Origin of the sequence: Streptomyces sp. JL2001 (assembly GCF_050917515.1) — a bacterium.
Lineage (GTDB): Bacteria > Actinomycetota > Actinomycetes > Streptomycetales > Streptomycetaceae > Streptomyces.
The window spans coordinates 6,023,088-6,039,270 of record NZ_CP169421.1; the positions used below are offsets into that span (position 1 = coordinate 6,023,088).

At 73.5% G+C, this 16,183-nt stretch carries 18 protein-coding genes; 10 read left to right on the forward strand and 8 right to left on the reverse strand.

The window, feature by feature from the left end; all coding sequences use genetic code 11:
* Window positions 1-20: 20 nt before the first annotated feature.
* Window positions 21-1,286 carry an inorganic phosphate transporter gene (locus ACE1OA_RS26875; RefSeq protein ID WP_356605588.1) on the reverse strand — a complete coding sequence of 422 codons (1,266 nt, stop codon included), beginning with the start codon at window positions 1,284-1,286 and terminating at the stop codon, window positions 21-23.
* A 405-nt stretch (window positions 1,287-1,691) separates the two neighbouring features.
* Between ACE1OA_RS26875 and ACE1OA_RS26880 the strand changes: the two genes are divergently transcribed.
* Complete coding sequence (locus ACE1OA_RS26880; protein ID WP_356605586.1) at window positions 1,692-2,819, forward strand: alpha/beta hydrolase; 1,128 nt, start codon at window positions 1,692-1,694, stop codon at window positions 2,817-2,819.
* Window positions 2,820-2,999: 180 nt separating this feature from the next.
* Window positions 3,000-4,409: a hypothetical protein gene (locus tag ACE1OA_RS26885; protein WP_384871674.1), complete on the forward strand. Its 1,410-nt coding sequence runs from the start codon at window positions 3,000-3,002 to the stop codon at window positions 4,407-4,409.
* Window positions 4,410-4,457: 48 nt separating this feature from the next.
* Here the strand turns inward: ACE1OA_RS26885 and ACE1OA_RS26890 are convergent, their stop codons facing one another.
* Together ACE1OA_RS26890 and ypfJ are read right to left on the reverse strand one after the other, a co-directional pair.
* On the reverse strand, window positions 4,458-4,862 hold the full coding sequence (locus tag ACE1OA_RS26890) for a VOC family protein (RefSeq protein WP_432753507.1): 405 nt from the start codon (window positions 4,860-4,862) through the stop codon (window positions 4,458-4,460).
* 66 nt (window positions 4,863-4,928) lie between these two features.
* The gene (gene ypfJ, locus ACE1OA_RS26895; protein WP_432753508.1) at window positions 4,929-5,819 is read right to left on the reverse strand and encodes a KPN_02809 family neutral zinc metallopeptidase; all 891 of its coding nucleotides are present in this window, start codon (window positions 5,817-5,819) and stop codon (window positions 4,929-4,931) included.
* Between the two features lie 254 nt (window positions 5,820-6,073).
* Between ypfJ and ACE1OA_RS26900 the strand changes: the two genes are divergently transcribed.
* The 3 genes from ACE1OA_RS26900 (at window position 6,074) to ACE1OA_RS26910 (ending at window position 9,243) form a co-directional block, all read left to right on the forward strand.
* Window positions 6,074-7,672: an ABC-F family ATP-binding cassette domain-containing protein gene (locus ACE1OA_RS26900; RefSeq protein ID WP_356605578.1), complete on the forward strand. Its 1,599-nt coding sequence runs from the start codon at window positions 6,074-6,076 to the stop codon at window positions 7,670-7,672.
* Window positions 7,673-8,073: 401 nt separating this feature from the next.
* Window positions 8,074-8,295, forward strand: a complete 222-nt coding sequence (locus ACE1OA_RS26905) for a helix-turn-helix domain-containing protein (protein ID WP_005477683.1) — start codon at window positions 8,074-8,076, stop codon at window positions 8,293-8,295.
* Between the two features lie 150 nt (window positions 8,296-8,445).
* Window positions 8,446-9,243 (forward strand): enoyl-CoA hydratase/isomerase family protein, encoded by a 798-nt coding sequence (locus ACE1OA_RS26910; RefSeq protein ID WP_356605575.1) that lies wholly within the window; start codon window positions 8,446-8,448, stop codon window positions 9,241-9,243.
* 15 nt (window positions 9,244-9,258) lie between these two features.
* Here the strand turns inward: ACE1OA_RS26910 and ACE1OA_RS26915 are convergent, their stop codons facing one another.
* A complete protein-coding gene (locus ACE1OA_RS26915) occupies window positions 9,259-9,966 on the reverse strand; it encodes a hypothetical protein (RefSeq protein WP_356605573.1) in 708 nt (235 codons plus the stop codon).
* A gap of 112 nt (window positions 9,967-10,078) precedes the next feature.
* Between ACE1OA_RS26915 and ACE1OA_RS26920 the strand changes: the two genes are divergently transcribed.
* From ACE1OA_RS26920 to amaP, 5 genes are read left to right on the forward strand one after another with little or no spacing between them, the layout of a single operon-like run.
* Window positions 10,079-10,528: an Asp23/Gls24 family envelope stress response protein gene (locus ACE1OA_RS26920; protein WP_356778953.1), complete on the forward strand. Its 450-nt coding sequence runs from the start codon at window positions 10,079-10,081 to the stop codon at window positions 10,526-10,528.
* A 29-nt stretch (window positions 10,529-10,557) separates the two neighbouring features.
* Window positions 10,558-10,749, forward strand: coding sequence for a hypothetical protein (locus tag ACE1OA_RS26925; protein WP_147977412.1), 192 nt, complete (start codon window positions 10,558-10,560; stop codon window positions 10,747-10,749).
* Between the two features lie 6 nt (window positions 10,750-10,755).
* Window positions 10,756-11,106 (forward strand): Asp23/Gls24 family envelope stress response protein, encoded by a 351-nt coding sequence (locus ACE1OA_RS26930; RefSeq protein ID WP_356605569.1) that lies wholly within the window; start codon window positions 10,756-10,758, stop codon window positions 11,104-11,106.
* A complete protein-coding gene (locus ACE1OA_RS26935) occupies window positions 11,103-11,711 on the forward strand; it encodes a DUF6286 domain-containing protein (RefSeq protein WP_432753509.1) in 609 nt (202 codons plus the stop codon). The genes ACE1OA_RS26930 and ACE1OA_RS26935 overlap by 4 nt, the downstream gene beginning before the upstream one ends.
* 3 nt (window positions 11,712-11,714) lie before the next feature.
* The gene (amaP, locus tag ACE1OA_RS26940) at window positions 11,715-12,302 is read left to right on the forward strand and encodes an alkaline shock response membrane anchor protein AmaP (protein ID WP_432753510.1); all 588 of its coding nucleotides are present in this window, start codon (window positions 11,715-11,717) and stop codon (window positions 12,300-12,302) included.
* Window positions 12,303-12,366: 64 nt separating this feature from the next.
* On the opposite strand, the gene ACE1OA_RS26945 is transcribed toward amaP, so the two are convergent.
* From ACE1OA_RS26945 to ACE1OA_RS26960, 4 genes are all read right to left on the reverse strand, one after another.
* Window positions 12,367-13,122: an SDR family oxidoreductase gene (locus ACE1OA_RS26945; RefSeq protein WP_356605563.1), complete on the reverse strand. Its 756-nt coding sequence runs from the start codon at window positions 13,120-13,122 to the stop codon at window positions 12,367-12,369.
* Window positions 13,123-13,126: 4 nt separating this feature from the next.
* Window positions 13,127-14,911: a glycoside hydrolase family 15 protein gene (locus ACE1OA_RS26950; protein ID WP_432753511.1), complete on the reverse strand. Its 1,785-nt coding sequence runs from the start codon at window positions 14,909-14,911 to the stop codon at window positions 13,127-13,129.
* A gap of 118 nt (window positions 14,912-15,029) precedes the next feature.
* Entirely contained in the window at window positions 15,030-15,833 is an 804-nt protein-coding gene (locus tag ACE1OA_RS26955; RefSeq protein ID WP_432753512.1) for an SURF1 family cytochrome oxidase biogenesis protein, read from the reverse strand.
* Window positions 15,834-15,903: 70 nt separating this feature from the next.
* A complete protein-coding gene (locus tag ACE1OA_RS26960; protein ID WP_356778947.1) occupies window positions 15,904-16,137 on the reverse strand; it encodes a hypothetical protein in 234 nt (77 codons plus the stop codon).
* Between the last annotated feature and the right edge of the window lie 46 nt (window positions 16,138-16,183).

Consider the following 16,183-nt stretch of genomic DNA (forward strand, 5'->3'; position numbering starts at 1 on the left):
CGTGCGTGTCCCTTGGTTCCTTAGACCGCCGCGGCCGGGGCCGCGGGGGCTGCCGGGTCCGTGGGGGCCGGCGAGGGGATGGTGGTCTTCAGGTCCTCGTCCGCGACGGCGGCGACGGTCCCGGCGGGCGGCGGGCTGACCGCCGCGATCGCGGTGGTCACGACGCCCGCGGGCTCGGCGTCGAGGTCGTCCGCGGTGACGTTGTGGTGGTCGACCGGCTTGCGGCGCGACAGGGCCCAGATGACACCGGAACCGGCGACCAGCAGGACCGCGACGGCGACGATGCCCCAGGTGCCCTGCTTGGTGAGGAACTCGGCGCCGGCGCCGACCAGACCCGCGGCGGGCAGGGTCAGACCCCAGGCGACGAACATCCGGGTCGCGGTCGACCAGCGGACGACGCCGCCCTTGCGGCCGAGGCCCGCGCCCATCACGGCGCCGGAGCAGGACTGGGTGGTGGAGAGGGAGAAGCCGAGGTGCGAGGAGGCCAGGATGACCGTGGCCGCGCTCGTCTGGGCCGCGAAGCCCTGCGGCGGGCGCAGGTCGGTCAGGCCCTTGCCCATCGTGCGGATGATGCGCCAGCCGCCGAGGTAGGTGCCCATCGCGATGGCCAGACCGGCGGAGACGATGACCCACATCGGAGGGTTGGAGCCGGGGGCGAGGACGCCACCGGTGACCAGGGCGAGGGTGATGACACCCATCGTCTTCTGGGCGTCGTTGGTGCCGTGGGCGAGGGAGACCAGACCGGCGGAGGCGATCTGTCCGGCCCGGTAGCCCTTGGCCGTGGACTTCTCGTCCGTCTTGGCGCCGATCCGGTAGGTGAGCCGGGTGGCCACCGTCGCGGCGAGGCCGGCGACGATCGGCGCGGCGATCGCGGGGAGCAGGACCTTGGTGACGATGGTGCCGCCGTTGACCGCCGACCAGCCGGCGGACATGACCGCCGCACCGATGAGGCCGCCGAAGAGGGCGTGGGAGGAGCTCGACGGGAGCCCGAGCAGCCAGGTCAGCAGATTCCAGAGGATGGCGCCGACGAGCGCCGCGAAGATCACTTCGGTACGAATGCCCTGTTCGTTGATGATCCCGCCGGAGATCGTCTTGGCGACCTCCACGGAGAGGAACGCACCGACCAGGTTGAGCGCGGCGGACATGGCCACCGCCGTCTTGGGCTTGAGGGCACCGGTCGAGATGGTCGTCGCCATCGCGTTGGCGGTGTCGTGGAAACCGTTCGTGAAATCGAACACGAGAGCTGTCACGACCACAATGGCGAGCAGCAGCGTGATGTGTTCCATTTACCCAGGCAATCGTTTGACGTCAGTGGCTCGACGAACGTAAGCAACCTGGGTGAACGGAAGGTGAACTGGGCCGGGCGGTGTGGTGTCCCGAATCGGGGTCCGGTCATTCCGCTTAGCGCTCCGGGCGTCGATCCGTCCACGATGTGGTCCCCGTGCAACCCCGGGTAAGCCGTGCCGTAGCGGGGCAGAACCGACTTCTGTTGACTGCCGCCCCGCCAGTCCCTCTCGTCCCACGGGCAAGATCACCCGGCCGGGGGACCCCCGTGGGGTGACCCACGTCACTCCGTCGAGTGCGCGGAGGTGGCGCGGGGGAGACGCCGGGGGCCACCGGGGCGACCGGCGGACCGCCCGAAGGGCCGCGGTCCGGTGGCACCCCGTCCGCACCCTGCCGACACTGGGAACGTGCGCCCGGCTACAGCGACGGCAGCGGCCGTCACCACTCTGATCGGTGTCGGCGCGGCCGTGATCGCGGCCGGCCGGTACGCCAGCGACGTCGCCCTCCGGGCGCCGTCCGGACGACCGCTGCCCGGCGACCCACGGCTCACCGTGCACGCCACGGAAACGGGCCGGGTCACCCTCACCCGGAGCCTCGCCTCCCTGCGACCCGGCACCTACGGCCTGGACGGCCCCGACGTGCACGCGGTCGTCGGACCCGTCCTGGACCGGGTCCCGCACGCCGCCGACACCGTCGTCCGCCGTCTCGAACGGGTCGAGTACGGCACCCTCGAACCGGGCACCCGCGTCCGCCTCACCCCCGTGCTGCACACCGGCACCCCGCTGTCGGCCCTCGGCGTCGAGTACGAGGACGTCGAGATCCCCGGCGAACTCGGCCCCCTGCCCGGCTGGCTCGTCCCCGGCCCCCGGCCCACCTGGGTCGTCGCGCTGCACGGCATCGGCACCACCCGGCTGCAGCCCGTCAACCTCGTCCCCTTCCTCAGCCGCCGCCAGATCCCCGTCCTCATCCCCGCCTACCGCGGCGACGAGGGCGCGCCGCCGTCCCCGGACGGCCTGAGCCACCTCGGCGAGTCCGAGTGGCGCGACGCCGACGCCGCCGTCCGCTACGCCGTGCGCCGAGGGGCCCGGCACGTCGTCCTGTACGGCTGGGGGACCGGCGCGACCATGGCCCTGCACGTCGCGGCCGACTCCGGTGTCCGGGACGCGGTCCGCGGTCTCGTCCTGGACTCCCCGGTGCTCGACCGGGAGGCCACCCTGCGCGCCCTCGTCGCGGCCCGCCACGTCCCGGCCCCGCTGCTGCCGCTGGCCGTCCGCGCCGCGACGACCCGGGCCGCGCTGGACGGCGCCCGGCTCCAGGACGCCGCCGATCCGGCCGCCCTGCGGATCCCGACCCTGGTCTTCCACGGCCCGGACGACACGCTCGCGCCCTGGGAGCCGTCCCTCCGGCTGGCCGCCCGCCGCCCGGAACTCGTCACCCTGCAGACGGTCCGGCGGGCCCCGCACGCCTCGATGTGGAACGCCGACCCGGTCCGCTACGAGGAAGCGCTGCGCCGCTTCCTGACCCCTCTGCTGTAGGCGCCCCCGCGGGTGCCCCGGTACGCCGCGCCGGCCCGCCGCACGCTCCCGTCCCGGGCGGTTCGTCCGCCCTCCTTCCGGAGGCGGTCCCGGGCCCGGTTCCGGGCCGTTCCCGGCGTCTGTCGACGGCGATCCGGATTCCGATTGGGCTTTCGGGCCGTCAGCGGGAAGACTGCCCCCGTGACGTCTCGACAGCCTGATGAGCATTTGGCGCGCAACTCCAGACTCCGACTCGTCCGTCCGCGGGCACTCGCGACCGCCCGACGGGCCGTGACGACCCGTCGTACGCGGCCGGCGCCGCGTCCGCCGGAGGGCACTCCGCCCCGCGCGGAACTGGCCCGCCAGGCACGGATCGTCCTGGCCGACGCCGTACGGATCGCCCGCTGGGCCGCCGTCGACCGCGCGGCCGAGCTCGGTCCCTCGGCCGCTCCCGACGCGGCCTCCGCCCAGGAACGGGCCGCCGCGGCGCTGAACCTGACCCCCGGCCAGATCCGGGCCGGCTGGGACCGGGCGCGCCTCGCCGGACTCGTCGAGATCCACGGCGACACCGCCCGCCCGGGCTGGCGCCTGCACGCCTGGGACCGTGACGACTCCGCGGTCCTGCGCGGCTGGGTCGCCCTCTTCGACGCCTGGTCCCTGGTCCACCCGGCCCCCGAGGGCGTGGCGCCCGGCGCCGTCGCCGAGGTCGTCGAGGCCCTTCCCCAGGTGCTCTCGCTCCTCCAGCTGTCCGCCGGCCCCGTCGTGGTCCCGTCGCTCCTCGACCTGCTCCGTCAGCGGGTCGAGGAACTGCGCGAGGAGCGCTGCGAGGTACCCGACCCGCAGGCCGAGCCGGAGGCCGCCGCCGGCTCCCCCGCGGCGGCGGACACGGACGGGCTCTCCGCGCTGCTCGACTGGGCCCTGGAGGGTCTCGCGGCCGTCGGCGCCCTCACGCTCGGCCCGGGCCAGGCCACCCTGACCCCGCTCGGCAACTGGGCGGTGTGGGTCAAGCTGGAGCAGATCTGCGTGGCGGCCCAGAGTCCGGCGGGGAACATCGAGCAGTCCGCCCAGGACATGCTCCGCGGCTGCGCCCGGCTCACCCCCGGCCCGGCCCGCGACGAGTACCGCGCCTGGCTCGCCGCCCGCACCCTGTCCAGCGCGGTCACCGAACTGCTGGCGGTCGCCCGGGGCGAGGACGCTCTGCTGCGCGGCCTCGCGTTCGAGGCCCTGCGGGTCGTCGGCGCCCCCGCCGAGGCCGAGGTCCGGGCCGCCGCCCAGGAGGCCCCGCTCCGCCCGTACGCCCTGCTCTGGCTCGCCGAGTACGACGGCGCCGACCCCGACGACGCGCAGGAGGTGCTCACCCGCGAGGAGGCGACCTGGCTCTGGGTCGACACCGCCGCGGCCGTCGCCGACCACGGCGAGAGCGCGCTGCTCGTCCGTCACCTCGACTCCGCGGTCCAGGGGACCGTCCCGGCCCTGCTCGACGAGGTCAGGGCCGTCGGGCACCCCCGCACGGTCCAGGTCCTCGTCGCGCTGGCCGCCGCGCACCCCGACCCGGCCCTCGCCAAGGCCGTGCGCCGGGCGGCCTTCCAGGTCCACACCGGGGGCTCCTGAGCCGGCTCCGGGCCACCGGCCCGGGGCATCGCGCCGGCCGGGCCGCGCCTACTGGTCGGCGGCCCCCGGCGCGTACGTCCCGAAGGACCAGACGTTGCCCTCGGCGTCGCGGGCCATGTAGTCCCGCGAGCCGTAGTCCTGGTCGGTGGGCGGCATCAGGATCTCGACGCCGTGCTCCACGGCCCGGGCGTGGTGCGCGTCCACGTCGTCCACGCGGACGTACACCCCGACCGGGCCCCCGCCGGTCATCAGCTTGTCGAACTCGCTGCCGGTGCCCTTGCTGCCCAGCATCACCATGCCGTTGCCGTGCGAGAGCTCGGCGTGCGCGACCTTGCCGTCCTCGTCCTCGTACACCGCCGTCTCGGTGAAGCCGAACGCCTCGGTGAGCAGTTTGATCGCGGCCTTCGCGTCCTCGTAGGTGAGGGTCGGACAGATGTCGGGTGACTGGCCCATCGCGCTCGCTCCTTCTCGCTCGGTCGGATGTGACGCGGGTCTCAGTCTCGCAGTCGCCGCCGACAATCAGCGGAAGGTGTCGCACCGGGCCATGTCGCCGGTCCTGAAGCCCGTGGAGAACCACTGCCGCCGCTGCGCCGCCGAGCCGTGCGTCCAGTTCTCCGGCGTCACCCGGCCCTGGAACCTCTCCTGGATCCGGTCGTCGCCCACCGCGGCCGCCGCGTCCAGGCCGTCCCGGATGTCCGCCTCCGTCAGCCGCGTGATCAGCGGCCGTCCCGTCCGCTCGTCCGGCGTGGACGTGGCGTGGCGGGCCCACACGCCCGCGTAGCAGTCCGCCTGGAGCTCGACCCGCACGGCGTTGGACGCGGCACCGGTGCGCCCGTCCTGGGCGCGGGCGAGCGTGCCCATCTGGTTCTGGACGTGGTGGCCGTACTCGTGCGCCACGACGTAGGCCTGCGCGAAGGGGCCCCCGGTCGAGCCGAACGTGGTCCGCAGCTCGTCGAAGAAGCCCAGGTCCAGGTAGACCTGGCGGTCGCCGGGGCAGTAGAAGGGCCCGACCGCCGAGGTGGCCGAGCCGCAGGCCGTCCCGACCCGGTCGGTGAACATCACCGTGCGCGCGTCCCCGTAGCGGCCGCCCCGCCGGGCGTACTCCGCCCGCCAGAAGTCCTGCAGGCTGTTGACCACCGCCACGATCCGGCAGTCCTCGCGGGCGTTCGCGTCGGCGCCGGTCCGGCAGGTCCGCTGCACCTGGGCCGCGGACGAGGCGGTCACGGCCGGATCCTCGTCGCCGGACGACAGGCCCAGCTGCTCGGGACCCACGCCGAAGAGAACACCCAGGATCAGGGCGATGAGGCCGACGACGCCGCCGCCGACGGTGGCCCTGCCGCCCGGGATGCGGCTCCCGCGGACGTCGCGCACCTCCGAGGTGTCCAGGTCGGCGTCGTCGTCGAACTGCATGGGCCACCGCCCTCCGCGTCGTGCCGCGGCAGGGGCCGCCGCCTCCCGGCGAGTATCGATCACTCCGCCAGCAGTCGCCCCTTTTGTCGGACAGGAGGCGGAAGGAGAGCTATGTCACCCCGCGGCAGCATGTCCGAAAAGCAGTTGCAAGCGCCCGTTAGACTGGCCGTATGGCCATTCTCCTTGCGCACGCGTAGAGGCGTCGAAACCCGCCAGAGCCCTTCCGCCGTCCACCCCCGCACTGGAGTCTGTCCGTGATCACCGCTTCCGGCATCGAGCTGCGCGCCGGCGCCCGCATCCTCATCGAGTCCGCTTCCTTCCGCATCGCCAAGGGCGATCGCATCGGCCTGGTCGGCCGCAACGGAGCGGGCAAGACCACCCTCACCAAGTGCCTCGCCGGCGAGGGTCAACCCGCCGGCGGCACCATCGCCCGCTCCGGCGAGGTCGGCTACCTCCCGCAGGACCCGCGCACCGGCGACCTCGACGTCCTGGCCCGCGACCGCATCCTGTCCGCCCGCGGCCTGGACGTGCTGATCCGCAAGATGCGGATGAACGAGGAGCGCATCGCCAACGGCTCGGGCGCCACCCGTGACAAGGCGATGAAGCAGTACGAGCGCCAGGAGACCGAGTTCCTCACCAAGGGCGGGTACGCCGCCGAGGCCGAGGCCTCCACCATCGCGGCGGCCCTCGGGCTGCCCGACCGGGTGCTCGGCCAGCCGCTGCACACCCTCTCCGGTGGTCAGCGCCGCCGCGTGGAGCTCGCCCGGATCCTCTTCTCGGACGCCGACACCCTGCTCCTCGACGAGCCCACCAACCACCTCGACGCCGACTCCATCGTCTGGCTGCGCGACTACCTCAAGACCTACCGCGGCGGCTTCATCGTCATCTCCCACGACGTCGACCTGGTCGAGACCGTCGTGAACAAGGTCTTCTACCTGGACGCCAACCGCTCGACGATCGACGTCTACAACATGGGCTGGAAGCTCTACCAGCAGCAGCGCGAGGCCGACGAGAAGCGCCGCAAGCGCGAGCGCCAGAACGCCGAGAAGAAGGCCGCGGCCCTCAACTCGCAGGCCGACAAGATGCGCGCCAAGGCCACCAAGACCGTCGCCGCGCAGAACATGGCCAAGCGCGCCGAGCGGCTGCTGTCGGGTCTGGAGGCGGTCCGCGTCTCCGACAAGGTCGCCAAGCTGCGCTTCCCGGAGCCCGCCCCGTGCGGCAAGACCCCGCTCACGGCCGAGGGTCTGTCCAAGTCGTACGGCTCCCTCGAAATCTTCACCGATGTGAACCTGGCCATCGACAAGGGTTCGCGCGTCGTCATCCTCGGCCTCAACGGCGCGGGCAAGACCACGCTGCTGCGCCTGCTCGCGGGCGCCGAGTCGGCGGACACCGGCGAGGTCACGCCGGGCCACGGTCTCAAGCTCGGCTACTACGCCCAGGAGCACGAGACCCTCGACCCGGAGCGCACGGTCCTGGAGAACATGCGCTCCTCCGCGCCCGACCTCGACCTCGTCGAGGTGCGCAAGACGCTCGGCTCCTTCCTGTTCTCCGGTGACGACGTCGACAAGCCCGCCGGGGTGCTCTCCGGCGGCGAGAAGACCCGTCTGGCGCTGGCCACCCTCGTCGTCTCGTCCGCGAACGTGCTGCTCCTGGACGAGCCGACCAACAACCTGGACCCGGCCAGCCGTGAGGAGATCCTCGGCGCGCTGCGCACCTACAAGGGCGCGGTCGTGCTGGTCACCCACGACGAGGGCGCCGTCGACGCCCTGGAGCCGGAGCGGATCATCCTGCTGCCGGACGGCGTCGAGGACCTGTGGGGGCCGGACTACAAGGACCTCGTGGCCCTGGCCTGACCAGCGGGCGAGGCGGGCGGGCCCGGTGGCCGGACGACGGGCACGGAGTCCGCACCGGCCGGCCGGCCCGGCTTCTGATCATCCCCGTATGGATCATTCGGCTCATGGGTGATCCTTCATCTGAGTGAGTGCGTCTCATACCCCCAGCGCGGCACCCTGCGGAATCCTTCCGTCAGGGGCCGCGCCGTCCTCGTACGGGCAGGACGGCGCTGACCTGGCACTTCCCTTTCGCGGCGGCTTTCCGGCAGGTCCGGCACTCACCGGAATGAGGCATTCCGGTCGTGGCGGCACCTTGCCCGGGAGGGAACCCGGCGGCACGGACCTTGTCGAATGGGTGGCCAGGACGTCCGGAAGGGGTGATCATGAGAAGTCCAGAGCGCACTTCCCATGAGGAGGCACGGGTGGCCGAGACTCTGAAGAAGGGCAGCCGGGTGACCGGCGCCGCGCGCGACAAGCTCGCGGCAGACCTGAAGAAGAAGTACGACTCCGGTGCGAGCATCCGGGCGCTGGCCGAGGAAACCGGCCGCTCCTACGGATTCGTCCATCGGATGCTCAGTGAATCCGGAGTCACGCTGCGTGGACGCGGCGGAGCGACACGAGGCAAGAAGACGGCCTCGGCCTGACTCGGGGCGCGGTTCGTCGGGTCCACCGGTTCTTGGGGTGGCCACCCGGTCGGCCGAGCGGTCGACCGGGTGGTTACTGTGCAGTCACTTAGTGGCCGACGAGGTCACTGAGCGATCGACGCAGTGCTGCACCGGAACCGGAGGCGCCCCATGACTTCGCTCGACTCTGTGCTCGTGTTCGACAAGGACGGTGTACGGCTCACCGTCGAGGACGCCGTTGCCACGGTGACCCTGACCAATCCGGCGAAGCGCAACGCCCAGTCTCCCGCTCTGTGGCGGGCGTTGGTGGAAGCCGGCCGGTCGTTGCCGGGCAGCGTGCGGGTGGTGGTCCTGCGCGGTGAGGGCCAGTCCTTCTCCGCGGGTCTCGACCGGCAGGCGTTCACGCCCGAGGGCTTCGACGGGGAGCCGTCCTTCCTCGATCTGGCGCGCGGGTCCGACGAGGACCTCGACGCGGTCATCGCCGAGTACCAGGAGGCGTTCACCTGGTGGCGCCGCAGCGACATCGTGTCGATCGCGGCCGTCCAGGGGCACGCCATCGGCGCCGGGTTCCAGCTCGCCCTCGCCTGCGACCTGCGGGTCGTCGCCGAGGACGTGCAGTTCGCCATGCGCGAGACCAGCCTGGGCCTCGTCCCGGACCTCACCGGCACGCACCCGCTCGTCTCGCTCGTCGGCTACGCCCGCGCGCTCGAGATCTGCGCCACGGGCCGCTTCGTCCACGCCGACGAGGCCGAGCGCATCGGCCTCGCCAACATCGCCGTGCCCGCCGCCGAACTCGACGCGGCCGTACGGGACCTGAGCGCCGCCCTGCTGGGTGCCCCGCGCGACGCCGTGATCGAGACCAAGGCGCTGCTCCAGGGCGTATCCGGCCGCTCCTACGAGGAGCAGCGCGTCGCCGAGCGGGCCGCGCAGGCCCGCCGTCTCCGCGACCTGGCGGGCCTCGGCGACTGACGCCCGGCAACGCCGTCAGCGCAGATCCGACACCAGTACCGTGACCGCGGTCCCCTCCGGGGCGACCGCGGTCACGGTGGCGCGCACGGCTCTGGCCACGTCCAGCGGGCGGCGGCCCGCGGTCACCGCCACCTCCACCCGCAGCCGCCCCGGCGCGCGGTCGACCGGCGGGCCCACGACGTCCGTCAACGCCGCCACCCCCGCCACGGCCCGGACCACCGTCGACAGCGGGTCCGTCACGCCGGGCGAGGTGGGCCCGGTCGGGGCGGGTGGCTCCGGAGCGGCGGGGGCCGTCACCCCGTCGTCCAGCAGGTCCGTCACCCGGAGATCGACCCGAACGGCCCTGAGCCCCAACTCCGTCCCCGCCGCGGCGAACAGAGCGGCGCGCAGCTCGTCCGACACCACCGGCAGCGGCCGGTCGCCCGCCGCCGCGAAGTCCGCCGCGATCCGCAGCGGCCCCGGCGCCAGGCCGCCCGGCGGCACGGGCAGCGGCGCCTCCGTCGCCGGCTCCCCCTCCGACTCCCCGTCCCCCTCCGGGAGTCCCACCCGCAGCGGCCCCGGCACCACCCCGGGCACTTGTCCGGCGGCCCGCAGCAGCACGGCCCGCGCCGCGCTCTCGGCCAGCCACGCGCCGTCCGCCGGGTCACCCAGCGGCAGGAGCAGGCCCGGCCTCAGCCGCCCGCGCACCGTCGCAGCCCGTCCCGCTTCCGCACTCGTCGTCATCGCCCCAGACTGCCGCATCCCCGGGGCGCGATCGAGGAAGCGCACTTAATGTGGGCAAAGGGTCCGAATGCGACCCGCGTTTCCCACGCCTTCTCGGAAGGGGCGAACGGCGATGAGCGAGAGCACGCAGTCCGACGGACCGTCCGTGACCAAGCGGGGCGGCGGCGCCCCCGCCGGCCGCGGCCGTACCACGATCGCCGACGGCGTCGTCGAGAAGATCGCCGGCATGGCCGCGCGCGACGTCGCCGGCGTCCATGCCATGGGCAGCGGGTTCTCCCGCACGCTCGGCGCCGTGCGCGACCGGGTGCCGGGCGGCGGTGCCAAGTCCAGTGCCACCCGGGGTGTGAAGGCCGAGGTCGGCGAGGTGCAGACGGCTCTCGACCTGGAGATCGTCGTCGAGTACGGAGTCTCGATCGCCGGTGTGGCCGGGGAGGTCCGCGAGGACGTCGTCGCGGCCGTGGAGCGGATGACCGGTCTGGAGGTCGTCGAGGTCAACATCGCCGTGAGCGACGTGAAGCTGCCCGACGAAGAGGACGAAGAGCCGGAGCAGCGGCTCCAGTAGCCGCGGCGGCCGGGCGGAAGGGAATCGGCATGAGTATGGCTCTGGTCGGCCTGGTGGCCGGCATGGCCCTCGGATTCGCCGGATACTTCGGCGGGTTCGGGGCGTTCGTCCTGGTTGCGGCCCTGGGCGCGATCGGGTTCGTCGTCGGGCGCTTCCTCGAAGGAGACCTCGAACCCGGCGACTTCTTCCGGGGCCGCGAACGCGGCGACCGGCGGCGGTGACCGGAGGTGACAGCCGGTCCGGTCGGAGCCGCCGGCCGCGGGGCGACCACCATCGCCGACAAGGTGGTCGCGAAGATCGCCGCGCAGGCGGCACGGGAGGCGCTCGTCTCGGTGCCCGCGGAAGGGTCGGCGCCGCACGCCTCGGTCGTCGTGCACCGTGACTCGGCCCGGGTCTCGGTGAGCCTGGAACTCGACTACCCGGCCGACCTGGGCAGCCAGTGCGGCGCGGTCCGCAGCCGGGTGATGCGACGGGTCAAGGAACTGGTCGGACTGGAGGTGCCGGAGGTGTCCGTCCACGTGGAGCGACTGCACTCGGCGCGCACGGCACGCGGGTCCGCGCGGGGGAGGCTGCGATGAGCACCGAACCCGAGACCGCGTCGCCGCCCGCACCGGTGCCGGCGGACCGGCCGGACGCGGCGCCGGCCCGCCGGTTCTGGGCCGTACGGCGCGTCCCGGCCGCCCTGGTCGCGCTCGTCCTGCTCGGCGGCACCGGCCTGCTCCTCTACGACATCGCCGCGGTACGCGCCGACCGCACGGCCATGCAGTGGCGGCGCGACCTCGCCGACGAACTGGCCACCCGGCCCCTCGACAACACCTGGGTGCAGGCCGGCGCGGCCGTCGCCGCGGCGCTCGGCCTCTGGCTCCTCGTCCTGGCCCTCACGCCCGGCCTGCGGGCCGTCCTGCCGATGCGGCGCCGGCACGCCGACGTTCGGGCCGGGCTCGACCGCGACGCCGCGGCCCTGATCCTGCGGGACCGCGCCATGGAGGTCTCGGGCGTGCAGTCCGTCGTGGTCCGGGCGGGGCGGCGCAAGGTGAAGGTGCGGGCCGTCTCGCACTTCCGCGAACTGGACGTCGTCCGGGCCGACCTGGACGCCGTCACGGCCGCCGCCATCGATGAGCTGGGGCTCGCCCGCCCGCCCGCGCCGGCCGTCCGGGTGGCGCGCCCGCCGAAGAAGGGATGAGGGATGACGGTCGTCCTCCGGCGCGTCAACCGGATCCTGCTCGCTCTCGTGGGCCTCCTGCTCCTCGTCGTCGGCGGGGCGGTGCTCGCGGCCGGCCTCGACCTGTCCGTTCCGTCCTGGTGGCCGTGGTCGGGCCCGTCCGACGTCCTGCTGAGCCGGGCCGACCGGCAGCGGTGGCGCGACGAGGGCTGGTGGTGGCCGGTGGTCATCGCCGCGCTCGGCATCCTCGTCCTGCTGTTCCTGTGGTGGCTGCTGGCGCAGTTCCGCCGTGCCCGGCTGCGTGAGGTCGTGATCGACACCGGCGACGGGGACGCCGCCGTGATCAGGGGCCGGGCCCTGACGAGCGTCCTGGTCGCGGACGTCGCGGCGCAGCACGGCGTGGCCGACGCCCGCGTCGCCCTGACGGGCCGTCGCACCGCGCCCCGTGCCCGCGTCGCCCTGCGCCTGGAGCCGCAGGCCGCACCGGGGGAGACCCTGCACGCCCTCACCCACGAGGCCCTCGCGAACGCACGCACCTCGACGGGCCTCGCGTCCCTGCCGGCGGAGGCCCGCCTCCGCGCGGTCAGGCACCGCGCGAGCCGGGTGACCTGACCCGGTCGGCCCGCCGGGCCCCGGGTCCCGGGCCTCGCGCCCGGAGCCCGGCTCCGCGCTCGGGTCAGAAGCCGTGCCGGGCGCCGCCGTCCACCGGCAGCATGACCCCGGTGAGGTACGAGGCCGCGGGCGACAGCAGGAAGGCGGCGGTGTTGCCGAACTCCTCCGGCGTGCCGTAGCGGCGCAGCGGGATGCGGGACTCGTTGGCCGCGCGGGCCGCGTCCGCGTCGCCCGACAGGGCGTCCAGGGAGCGCACCCGGTCGGTGTCGATCCGGCTCGGCAGCAGGCCGACGACCCGGATGCCCCGGGGGCCCAGGTCGGCGGCGAGCGACTTGGCGAAGCCGGCGAGCCCGGGACGCAGACCGTTCGAGATCGTCAGGCCCTGGATCGGTTCGTGGACCGAGCCCGACAGGACGAAGCCGATGACGCCACCCTCGGTCAGCGTGTCGGCGGCGGCCCGGGCCATCCGCACCGCGCCCAGGAAGACCGTGTCGAAGGCCGAGGCCCACTGCTCGTCGGTGTTGTCCGCGCCGAAGCCCGGCGCAGGCCCGCCCACGCTGATGAGGATGCCGTCGAAGCGCCCGAAGCGGGACCGCGCCTCAGCGATCAGCCGCTCGGCGGCCTCCGGGTCGGCGTTGTCGGCGGCGACGCCGACCGCGTCCGCCCCGAGTTCGGCGACCGCCTCGGCCACCGACTTCTCCTCGCGCCCGGTGACCACCACCTTCGCGCCCTCCGCGAGCAGCGCCTCGGCCGATGCCCGGCCGAGCCCCCGCGTCGCGCCGGTCACCACGTACACACGGTCCTTCAGTCCAAGATCCATGGCCCTATCCTGCCGTCTCCTCCCACGGCAGGGCGAGGGCGGTGTTCACCAGGCCGATGTGGCTGAAGGCCTGCGGGAAGTTGCCCAGCTGCCGAGCCGTCACCGGGTCGTACTCCTCCGCCAGCAGTCCCACATCGTTGCGCAGCGCCACCAGCCGCTCGAACAGCTCCCGCGCCTCCTCCGTCCGCCCGATCAGGCGCAGCGCGTCCGCCAGCCAGAAGGAGCAGACCAGGAAGGTCCCCTCCTGCCCCGGCAGTCCGTCGACCGAGTCGCCGTCGGTGCTGTAGCGGAGCACGTAGCCCTCGTGCAGCAGCTCCGCCTGGACCGCCTCGATCGTGCCCACCACGCGGGGGTCGTCCGGCGGGAGGAATCCGACCTGGGGGATCAGCAGCGTCGCCGCGTCCAGCTCCCGCGAGCCGTACGACTGGGTGAAGGTGTTGCGCTCGGGGTCGAAGCCCTTGTCGCAGACCTCGGCGTGGATCTCCTCCCGCATCGCCCGCCAGCGCGCCGGATCCCCGTGCAGCGAGGGGTCAACCTCCAGCATCCGCACGGCGCGGTCGGCGGCCACCCACGCCATCACCTTCGAGTGGACGAAGTGGCGGCGGCGGCCGCGTACCTCCCAGAGGCCCTCGTCCGGCTGCCGCCAGGTCGACTCCAGGAAGCCGAGCAGGCTCAGCTGGAGGTTCCAGGCGTGCCGTTCCGCCGGGATGCCCGCCTCCCGGGCCCGGAACAGCGAGTCCATGACCTCCCCGTACACGTCCAGCTGGAACTGGTCCACGGCCGCGTTCCCGATCCGCACCGGCGAGGAGTCCGCGTGGCCGCGCAGCCAGGGCAGGGTCATCTCGGGGAGCCTGCGTTCGCCGCCCGGGCCGTACATGATCTGCAGGTCGGCCGGATCGCCCGCCACCGCACGCAGCAGCCAGTCCCGCCAGGCCGCCGCCTCCTCGACGTAGCCGGCGGTGAGGAGCGCACCGAGGGTCAGGGTCGAGTCGCGCAGCCAGCAGGAGCGGTAGTCCCAGTTCCGCACGCCGCCGAGCTCCTCCGGCAGGGAGGTGGTGGGCGCGGCGACGATGCCGCCCGTCGGGGCGTAGGTCAGGGCCTTGAGGGTGATGAGCGAGCGCAGCACGGCCCGGCGGTACGGCCCCTGGTAGGTGCACCGCGAGGACCAGTCCCGCCAGTCGATCAGGCACTGTTCGAGAGCTGTGTACGGGTCGATCAGGTCCGGGCGCGGCTGGTGCGAGGGGTGCCAGGTCAGGACGAAGGCCACCTTCTGGCCGGCGTCGACCGTGAACGAGGAGCAGGTGGAGAACTGCTGGCCCCAGGTCTTCACCTCGGGCTCGCTGCGCAGCCAGACCGAGTCGGGCCCCGCGACGGCCACCCGGTGGCCGTCGGCCCGGCGCACCCACGGCACGACCGAGCCGTAGTCGAAGCGCAGCCGCAGCACCGAGCTCATCTCGACCGAGCCGCTGACGCCCTCCACGATCCGCATGACATCGGGCATGGTGTCCCGCTGCGGCATGAAGTCCACGACCTTGACGGTGCCGGTCCGCGTCTCCCAGTAGGTCTCCAGGACCAGGGTGTCCCCGGCGTAGCCCCGCCGGGAGCAGTTCTTGGCGCCCTTGGGCGCGATCCGCCAGTGCCCGTTGTCCTCGTCTCCGAGTATCGCGGCGAAGCAGGCGGCCGAGTCGAAGCGCGGCAGGCACAGCCAGTCGATCGATCCGTCGCGTCCGACGAGCGCGGCGGTCTGCAGATCGCCGATGAGGGCGTAGTCGTCGATACGTTGCGTCACGCTCTGGCGTGTTCCCGAAAGCGGCGACGGTCAATCAGCGGGGCGGGGGAGTCCGCATGTGACCTGGGGAACGCCCGTCGGCCGATCCGGCCTCCGGGGCGCCTTCCGACGTGCTCGCTCAGACGGCGGCGGCGGGGGCGGGCTCGGGAGTCCCGGAACCGTCGTCGGTACGGGCCGCGGCCTCCCGGTCGCGCTTCTCGCGGCGCACCAGGATCACCCAGCCGACCGGCACACCGGCGGTGAAGAGCCACCACTGGACGGCGTACGCCATGTGGGCGCCGATCGAGTCGTGGTCCGGCTCGGCGATCTGCTCGGGGCCGGCCCCGGCGGGTGCGGGGGCCGTCTGCTCGACATAGCCGCCGAGCACCTCGCGGCCGATCAGCTCCGCCTGCTGGCCGCTGTTGATCAGCATCACCTGACGGTCCGGCAGTCCGCGCAGGTCCTTGATGCCGCTCGCGCCGGTCGTCTCGTCGGCCTTGAGCCGTCCGGTGACCGTGACCTCGCCCTTGGGGGCGGGCGGGACGTCGGGGAAGGCCTTCTGGTCGGCGGCGGCCGGGACCCAGCCGCGGTTGACCACGACGGTCCGGCCGTCCCGGAGCACCAGCGGGGTCAGCACGTGCATGCCGACCCGGTCGTCCGCGGAGGTCCGGCGGCGGACGACGACCTCGTGCGCGGTGTCGAAGGTGCCGGTGGCGGTCACCCGGCGCCAGTAGTCGGCGCGCGGAACGGTGTGCCCGACGGAGGTCAGTTCCTCCACCGGGACCGGCTCCGCCCGGAGGTTGTCCGCGATCAGGGAGTTCTGGGCGACCCGGCGTTCGTGCCGGTGGAACTGCCAGAAGCCCAGCTCGATCATCGTCGGCATGAGGACGAGGGCGACGAGGGTGAGGATCACCCACTGCCGGGACAACAGGAAGCGGTACACCCCATGACGGTACAACCGTGGTCATGGGGTGCACGCACGGGGGCTCCGGTCGCCCGGGGCGACCGGGCTCTCAGACTTTGTCGACGATGCCCACCTTCCCCTCCGAGCGGGCGCAGTGGGCGCCGCAGTACCAGCTGCCCTCCACCTCGACGCCCTGGCCGATGATCTGGACCCGACAGTGGTCACAGATGGGCGCCATGCGGTGAATGGCGCAGGAGAAGCAGTCGAAGACGTGCACCGCGCCCTGCGCGTGCACCTCGAAGGACATGCCGTAGTCGTTTCCGCAGACCTCACAACGTGCCATGCGCCACAGGGTGGGGCTCCCGGCCGCGGAAGCGTGGGACGCACGC

Excerpts from the sequence above, each read along its gene's own strand:
- ACE1OA_RS26875 (WP_356605588.1), bottom strand. The coding sequence starts at position 1,286 with ATGGAACACATCACGCTGCTGCTCGCCATTGTGGTCGTGACAGCTCTC.
- ACE1OA_RS26890 (WP_432753507.1), bottom strand. The coding sequence starts at position 4,862 with ATGGGCCAGTCACCCGACATCTGTCCGACCCTCACCTACGAGGACGCG.
- ypfJ (WP_432753508.1), bottom strand. The coding sequence starts at position 5,819 with ATGCAGTTCGACGACGACGCCGACCTGGACACCTCGGAGGTGCGCGAC.
- ACE1OA_RS26910 (WP_356605575.1), top strand. The coding sequence starts at position 8,446 with ATGACTTCGCTCGACTCTGTGCTCGTGTTCGACAAGGACGGTGTACGG.
- ACE1OA_RS26915 (WP_356605573.1), bottom strand. The coding sequence starts at position 9,966 with ATGACGACGAGTGCGGAAGCGGGACGGGCTGCGACGGTGCGCGGGCGG.
- ACE1OA_RS26920 (WP_356778953.1), top strand. The coding sequence starts at position 10,079 with ATGAGCGAGAGCACGCAGTCCGACGGACCGTCCGTGACCAAGCGGGGC.
- ACE1OA_RS26925 (WP_147977412.1), top strand. The coding sequence starts at position 10,558 with ATGAGTATGGCTCTGGTCGGCCTGGTGGCCGGCATGGCCCTCGGATTC.
- ACE1OA_RS26935 (WP_432753509.1), top strand. The coding sequence starts at position 11,103 with ATGAGCACCGAACCCGAGACCGCGTCGCCGCCCGCACCGGTGCCGGCG.
- amaP (WP_432753510.1), top strand. The coding sequence starts at position 11,715 with ATGACGGTCGTCCTCCGGCGCGTCAACCGGATCCTGCTCGCTCTCGTG.
- ACE1OA_RS26945 (WP_356605563.1), bottom strand. The coding sequence starts at position 13,122 with ATGGATCTTGGACTGAAGGACCGTGTGTACGTGGTGACCGGCGCGACG.
- ACE1OA_RS26960 (WP_356778947.1), bottom strand. The coding sequence starts at position 16,137 with ATGGCACGTTGTGAGGTCTGCGGAAACGACTACGGCATGTCCTTCGAG.